Here is a 5,640-nt window from a genome sequence, read left to right on the forward strand (position 1 = left end):
CCATCACGGAAAAGTCTGTCATGGACCATGCTGTTTCAATAGCCATGGATGAAGACTGCAACATGATGAAGCGCAGCGAGCGCGAGGGCAATTACTGCGTCGACTGGAACTACAAGCGCAAGCCGGAGGTGGTGGAGGCGCCGGTGACAGTTGCCTCGACCATGGACGCTCCGTTTCCTGTTATTTCTGACCTTGCGCCCGGATCGGCAGCCCTGCCGCACCATGGGACCCTGACGCCCGGGGAATACCATCTGGTGGCCACGGGTTCCGGAGCGGGAACTTCCGCACCGGAAAAGACCGTATCATCGGCTGATGGTTCCTTCGATGGCAGCCGCTGGAAGCCCCTGAACCTGCCGCGTGCGGGGACATCTGCACAGGAACGTTGATTTTTGCCTGCCGGATGGCGCATTCTGGGCCCGCAAAAGAACAACCGGTTTTGATGGAGCCCGAGCATGTTGACAGTTGGTGACCGTTTTCCCCATTTCAGCCTGAAAGCCGCTACGGACGCGAACCACCCGAAGGTGCCGTTCCCCGTCCTCAGTAACGAAAGTTTCAAGGGCAAGTGGCTGGCTGTTTTCTTCTGGCCCAAGGATTTCACCTTCGTGTGCCCCACGGAAATCGCCGCTTTCGGAAAGCTGAACGCCCAGTTCGCCGAGCGTGACACCCAGGTTCTGGGCGTCTCCACAGACAGCGAGTTTGTACACCACGCATGGCGGACCCAGCATCCTGACCTGAAGAACCTGCCGTTCCCCATGCTGGCGGACGTGAAGCGCGAGCTGACCTCCAGCCTCGGCGTTCTGGACCGCAAGGAAGGCGTGGCCATGCGCGCCACCTACCTGGTGGATCCGGACGGCGTTATCCGTTTTGTGTCGGTCCACGACCTGTCCGTCGGCCGCAATGTCCAGGAAGTGCTGCGTACTCTGGATGCCCTGCAAACTGATGAACTCTGCCCGTGCAACTGGCAGAAGGGCGAAAAAACAATCGAGATTGCGTAAGGAAAAGGCTTTTCCCATGACGGTTGAGGCGCTGAAAGCCCGCATTCCGGATTATGCCAGGGACATCCGGCTGAACCTGTCCAGCGTTCTGGCCTCCACGCACCTGACACCCCGCCAGGCGTGGGGTGCGGCACTGGCCTCGGCCATCGCGGCGCGGAACGGGGATCTGGTCCGGGCCATTACAGCCGATGCGCAGGCTCACCTGACGCCGGAGGAGGCGAATGCGGCCCGGGCCTCGGCCGCCATCATGGGCATGAACAACGTGTACTATCGTTTTGTCCATCTGGCGGGCAACAAGGATTATGGCTCCATGCCTGCCCGGCTGCGCATGAATGTTCTTGCCAATCCCGGTGTGGACAAGGTGGATTTCGAGCTGTGGTCCCTTGCGGTTTCGGCCGTCAATGGCTGCGGCCTGTGCATCGAGGCGCACGAGCGGGAATTGCTGGAAAAGGGCGCCAGCCGCGACATGATCCAGGATGCAGTGCGCATCGCAGCGGTCGTCCATGCAGCGGCTGTGACCCTGGATGCCGAGGCCAGTTCCCCTCCATAACCTTGACTGCGGCGGCTGGTTCCGTCTGTGGCTTTTATTTTCCGGTCTTTCCCCGGCCGGATTTTGCCGCGCCATTTTCCGGCGGCTCCTTTATTTCCGGATTTTTGACTGGCTCCCTGATTTCGGGAGAGGCAGCCTTGCGCCCCTTGACCGGATGGGCCGGGGTGCTGATCCACGCCGGCGGGTCGCTGGCGGGAAAGGATTCCGCAGAAGCCTCGTCAACAGGATCCATCTTCTTTTTTCCGGGCATTGTTTTCTCCGTCTGTTCCAGCAGGAAACGTCCGGACGGGCTCAAGGTTCCAGTTTACTCCGTCCCGCCGGGAGCGTCCTGTTCCGGTTCCGGCCGGAAGGCAAGGGAGCGGCCGTCGGCTGTACGGATCTCCAGCCCTCCGTCAGGATTGCGCACGATCCGGCCGCCGGCGCCCAGAGTGGCGGTAAAGCGGTTCTCCAGTTCCATGACCGGCGGCGGACAGGCCATTTTCGTGCCGATCATGGGGGATGTGACCTTCAGGGTTTCTTCCTGAAACTCATAGGTTGCGGAATAACGGTTGCAGCCGGATTTTCCCGCCATGCGGTCTTCTTTAAAGACCAGATCGAACCGGGCTTCTGACGCAACTGGCTGGCCATCCATGGCGTCCAGAACCCAGATGTGGCCGAACAGGGAGGGCATGGATCCACCGGCGGCTCCTGCCGCGCCTGTCGGGTTTTCAGGCGGAGCCGGTGATGGTTCCGCCGGAAGCGGTTCGGCTTTCGGGGCCGGACCGCCGCAGCCGGTCAGGGTGCTTCCGTCCACCTGTACGGTGACCTGGTTGGGAAAATTCCTGCCGCTCATGACGTCCTGGCAGGCTGTGTAGACGATCCTGACGTCCACTGTCCCGTCCGCGGTCTGGAAACGGTACGTCCGTCCACCGGATATCTTTTCCGGTTTTGCCGGAGGTGCAGTGAATTTCTTTTCGCCATAGCCGGTGGCCAGTTCCAGCCCCTGGTCCGTGATGACCATCAGCCATCCCGGCTCGTTCCCCACGGCGAGATAGGCCTGGGATCCCTCTTTCTGGCAGGCATTCAGGGCAAGAAGCATGAACAGGGCAGGCAGAAAGCGTTTCATGGAAGCAACTCCGGAATGACAGAAATATGGAGGCAGTCTTGAACAAAACGTCCGGTCCGTCAATCCGCCTTCGCCCTGCGGGCTACGGCGCGACAAGTCCGCCTTCGCCCGGATCCGGTTCGGGGTTCGGCGCGACAGGCCCGCCTTTCCGACTGCACTTACTGCACAGTAACTGCACACAATTGCACCTTAACTGCACCATAACTGCACATTAAATGCACGGGTGTGCAGCGGAAAAACCCCTGTACCAGCCTGCGTTTTCTGAAAATTATCCCCATTAACTGCACCCTGCGGGAGGGAGTGCAGTGGTTAACATTGCGAGTCCGTAATCATTCCTCATCATTTGTCATCATTTGGGTGTGGTGACGCCTGATCCCTCATCCGCCCGGAGAGGGTGTTTTCGTCCATATTGACAATGTGAAGGAGCCGTCTGCTTTCTTCAGGTTACGGCGTGACAGATCTGCCGTCGCCTGCCTGAAAGCAGAACCCTCCCTGTACAGGACCGGGGCCAGAGTGTCAAGAACAAAAGAAGAACATTCTGTTACGGACCGTCGAACCTGCGCACCAGCCGCGACAGCCAGTTGCCCGGTTTTTCATCGCTGCAGACCGCGCCGGTCCGGAAAATAATACTTTCGCTGGACGCTGTTATTCTGGGAAGCGCTGCAGCTTTTTGCAGGCAAGCCCTGAAAGGAAACCGCATGTCTCTGGTCAGTGAAGAAGCGAAAACGGCTTTTATGGCAGTATGCCGCCATGACCGGTGGCAAGGCACCGGAAAGATTATTCGTGAGGCCCTCTGCTTTCCTGAAATGCGCCAGAACATGGAAGCACTGAGGGAACTGGTCCAGATCCTGTCCGGACAGCAGATGAACACCGATACGGCTCCTTATGTAATCCGGGAGGTCCTGGATGCGGCTGAAAAGATTATCGGGGCCGGAAATACGCTTCAGCTGATGAAGGTCGAGAGAGATGGACATGCGGATTATCCCCTGATCCGCCGTACCCTGCAGGACAGCCCTGCTGGCAGGCGGAAAGGATCTTCTGAAGTCTGTTCTGGCCGGTGGCAGCCAGTCCGGGAAACCTGATCCGGAACCAGCCCTGAAAGCTTTTGGAAATGTGAAGAAATGGGCGGAGAAATTGCAGACGGCCGGGGGCCGTGAACTGGTCATCGATTGCCTTTGCCACGATGGATGTGCGCTCTGGAAGCAGGAGCTGGCTTCTGTATCGGCCCATAAAAAAGATCTGGCCCGGGTAAGGGAGTGGCTTGAGGTTGCCCTGGTTGCCGGGGGTCAGGCACTGGTGGGTGAACTGGCGGATGCAGCGGCAGAGGTCCAGCGGCCCACGGACCCGGCGGTTGCGGATCTTGTTGTTGAATGGGCGCAGAAGTATGGGGACAGTGACCGCCTCCAGAATCACTGGTGGCCGCCTGTCATTGTTCTGGGATCAAAAAGCGAAATCAAGATCGCGGCGCTGACAGAGGCGCTGGAGATCCTGGGTTTCAGGGCTGAAATCATTTCCGTTGATGTGGAATCCGGTGTTCCGCCACAGCCGCAGAATGAGGAAACCCGGCAGGGCGCCATGAACCGCTCCTCCAACGCCATGGCAGCTTACCCGGGTGCCGCAGTCTATGTGGCCATCGAGAATGGAATTTTCCAGCAGCCGGATGGTACATGGGTTGACAAGGCGGTCGTCTGCCTGACCACAAGCGCCGGTAATCATTACACCTATGTTGTCACATTCTCGGACGGTGTGGTGTTTGATACGCAGTATGTTGAGGAGGCCCGTCGGCGTGGCTTTGACAAATATACAGTCGGCCAGGTTATGCAGGAACTGGGCATTGTCAAGGACCACAGGGATCCCCATGCAGACCTTTCCGCAAAACCCCGAAAGGATTTCCTGAAAGAGGCTCTTGTTTCCGTTCTTCCAGAGTTTGCGGAACAGCTGAAAGCGGATCAGAGGCATGCACCCGCAGCAGAGACCAGAGGCCGGACACTGAGTCTCCGGGTGTAATTCACTCCACCGTGACGCTTTTGGCCAGATTATGCGGCTGGTCCACGCCAGCACCTTCTTTGCTGTTTCTGCAAAAGAAAACAGATTGATATATTTCCCGGGCTTGTTATGAAACAACCTCTGTTTCATTAGAAATGAAAACGTTTATCAGGGGTTGATCCATGTCCCGTTCAGTCCGTTCAGTGCTTATGGCCCTGCTGCTGTCCGCTGTTTCCTGTACTTCCAGCCGTCAGGGCATCATGGGGGAGGGAACGGACCTGGGCCGCGCTCTGGAAAAGTTTTTCCCTGTCCAGGAACCGGACAGGGTACTGAAGGTCGCCTATGAGGATCTGAGTCCGCGTCTGCGCGGGGATATTGAAAAAGCCGTCAGGGAAAAGGCCTCCAATGCAAAGATCGAAAAGATGCTTCCCCGGATCGGGCGGGAGGTTTTCCGTCTGGTCAACAAGGATGATGATCTGACATATGAATCCTTTGTGGAGGCCGTCCCGGACTGGGAAAAAAACATGGCATCCATGTTTTCCCTGTCCCGGGGGAACCAGTTTGCCCTGCCGCGGCTGGTGCTGAACGACATACAGAATACCTGCATCGTATTTCACAGCGAACGCATCCGGGATGCCCGTTCCCTGACGGCCGCGCTTCTGAATGTCACTCCGGACATGCTGCCGGATCATCTGCCCCTGTCGGGGGAGGATCTGCTTCTTGCCGTGGAAGCCCATGAAGGGCCTCCGGGGCATTGCGGGCAGGGCTCGGCAATTCCCTTGCCGGGCGGTCTGGGATATGTGCCGCGCCACCCGCTTCTGGTGGAGGCCGGGGCCGACATGGCCGCTGTTCAGTATGTGGCGGAAGAAAGAGGCCCGGAAGTGGCCAGGCGGTTTCTGGAACTGCGGTCCCTGTCCGCGCTTCTGATGGTGCTGGGTGGATACCGGGGTGGAGCAAATCCAGCCTTCATGCGGGCCATTGCCAGTCCTGGTTTCGCCCTGGGC

The 5,640-nt window shown here is 58.6% G+C and carries 8 protein-coding genes; 6 read left to right on the plus strand and 2 right to left on the minus strand.

Features of this window, described 5'->3' with window-relative positions; translation table 11 throughout:
- The 3 genes from M3O22_06965 to M3O22_06975 form a co-directional block, all read left to right on the plus strand.
- Nucleotides 1–386 (plus strand): hypothetical protein (locus tag M3O22_06965; protein MDP9196486.1); only part of this gene is annotated, 386 nt, incomplete at its 5' end.
- Between the two features lie 66 nt (nucleotides 387–452).
- A complete protein-coding gene (locus tag M3O22_06970) occupies nucleotides 453–995 on the plus strand; it encodes a peroxiredoxin (protein MDP9196487.1) in 543 nt (180 codons plus the stop codon).
- 16 nt (nucleotides 996–1,011) lie between these two features.
- Complete coding sequence (locus M3O22_06975) at nucleotides 1,012–1,545, plus strand: carboxymuconolactone decarboxylase family protein (GenBank protein MDP9196488.1); 534 nt, start codon at nucleotides 1,012–1,014, stop codon at nucleotides 1,543–1,545.
- A gap of 34 nt (nucleotides 1,546–1,579) precedes the next feature.
- Here M3O22_06975 and M3O22_06980 read toward each other — a convergent pair whose 3' ends face one another.
- Complete coding sequence (locus M3O22_06980) at nucleotides 1,580–1,795, minus strand: hypothetical protein (GenBank protein MDP9196489.1); 216 nt, start codon at nucleotides 1,793–1,795, stop codon at nucleotides 1,580–1,582.
- Nucleotides 1,796–1,849: 54 nt separating this feature from the next.
- Complete coding sequence (locus tag M3O22_06985; GenBank protein ID MDP9196490.1) at nucleotides 1,850–2,650, minus strand: META domain-containing protein; 801 nt, start codon at nucleotides 2,648–2,650, stop codon at nucleotides 1,850–1,852.
- Nucleotides 2,651–3,348: 698 nt separating this feature from the next.
- Between M3O22_06985 and M3O22_06990 the strand changes: the two genes are divergently transcribed.
- From M3O22_06990 to M3O22_07000, 3 genes are all read left to right on the plus strand, one after another.
- Nucleotides 3,349–3,732 carry a hypothetical protein gene (locus tag M3O22_06990; protein MDP9196491.1) on the plus strand — a complete coding sequence of 128 codons (384 nt, stop codon included), beginning with the start codon at nucleotides 3,349–3,351 and terminating at the stop codon, nucleotides 3,730–3,732.
- Nucleotides 3,733–3,763: 31 nt separating this feature from the next.
- Complete coding sequence (locus M3O22_06995; protein ID MDP9196492.1) at nucleotides 3,764–4,657, plus strand: inosine/xanthosine triphosphatase; 894 nt, start codon at nucleotides 3,764–3,766, stop codon at nucleotides 4,655–4,657.
- Nucleotides 4,658–4,818: 161 nt separating this feature from the next.
- Nucleotides 4,819–5,640, plus strand: an 822-nt coding sequence (locus M3O22_07000; GenBank protein MDP9196493.1) for a hypothetical protein, incomplete at its 3' end; no start/stop codon positions are given.

The organism is Pseudomonadota bacterium (assembly GCA_030775045.1).
In the GTDB taxonomy this organism is placed as follows: Bacteria; Pseudomonadota; Alphaproteobacteria; order JALYJY01; family JALYJY01; genus JALYJY01.

Coding starts and splice junctions, on each gene's coding strand:
- M3O22_06990 (MDP9196491.1), top strand. CDS start 3,349: ATGTCTCTGGTCAGTGAAGAAGCGAAAACGGCTTTTATGGCAGTATGC.
- M3O22_06980 (MDP9196489.1), bottom strand. CDS start 1,795: ATGCCCGGAAAAAAGAAGATGGATCCTGTTGACGAGGCTTCTGCGGAA.
- M3O22_06970 (MDP9196487.1), top strand. CDS start 453: ATGTTGACAGTTGGTGACCGTTTTCCCCATTTCAGCCTGAAAGCCGCT.
- M3O22_06975 (MDP9196488.1), top strand. CDS start 1,012: ATGACGGTTGAGGCGCTGAAAGCCCGCATTCCGGATTATGCCAGGGAC.
- M3O22_06985 (MDP9196490.1), bottom strand. CDS start 2,650: ATGAAACGCTTTCTGCCTGCCCTGTTCATGCTTCTTGCCCTGAATGCC.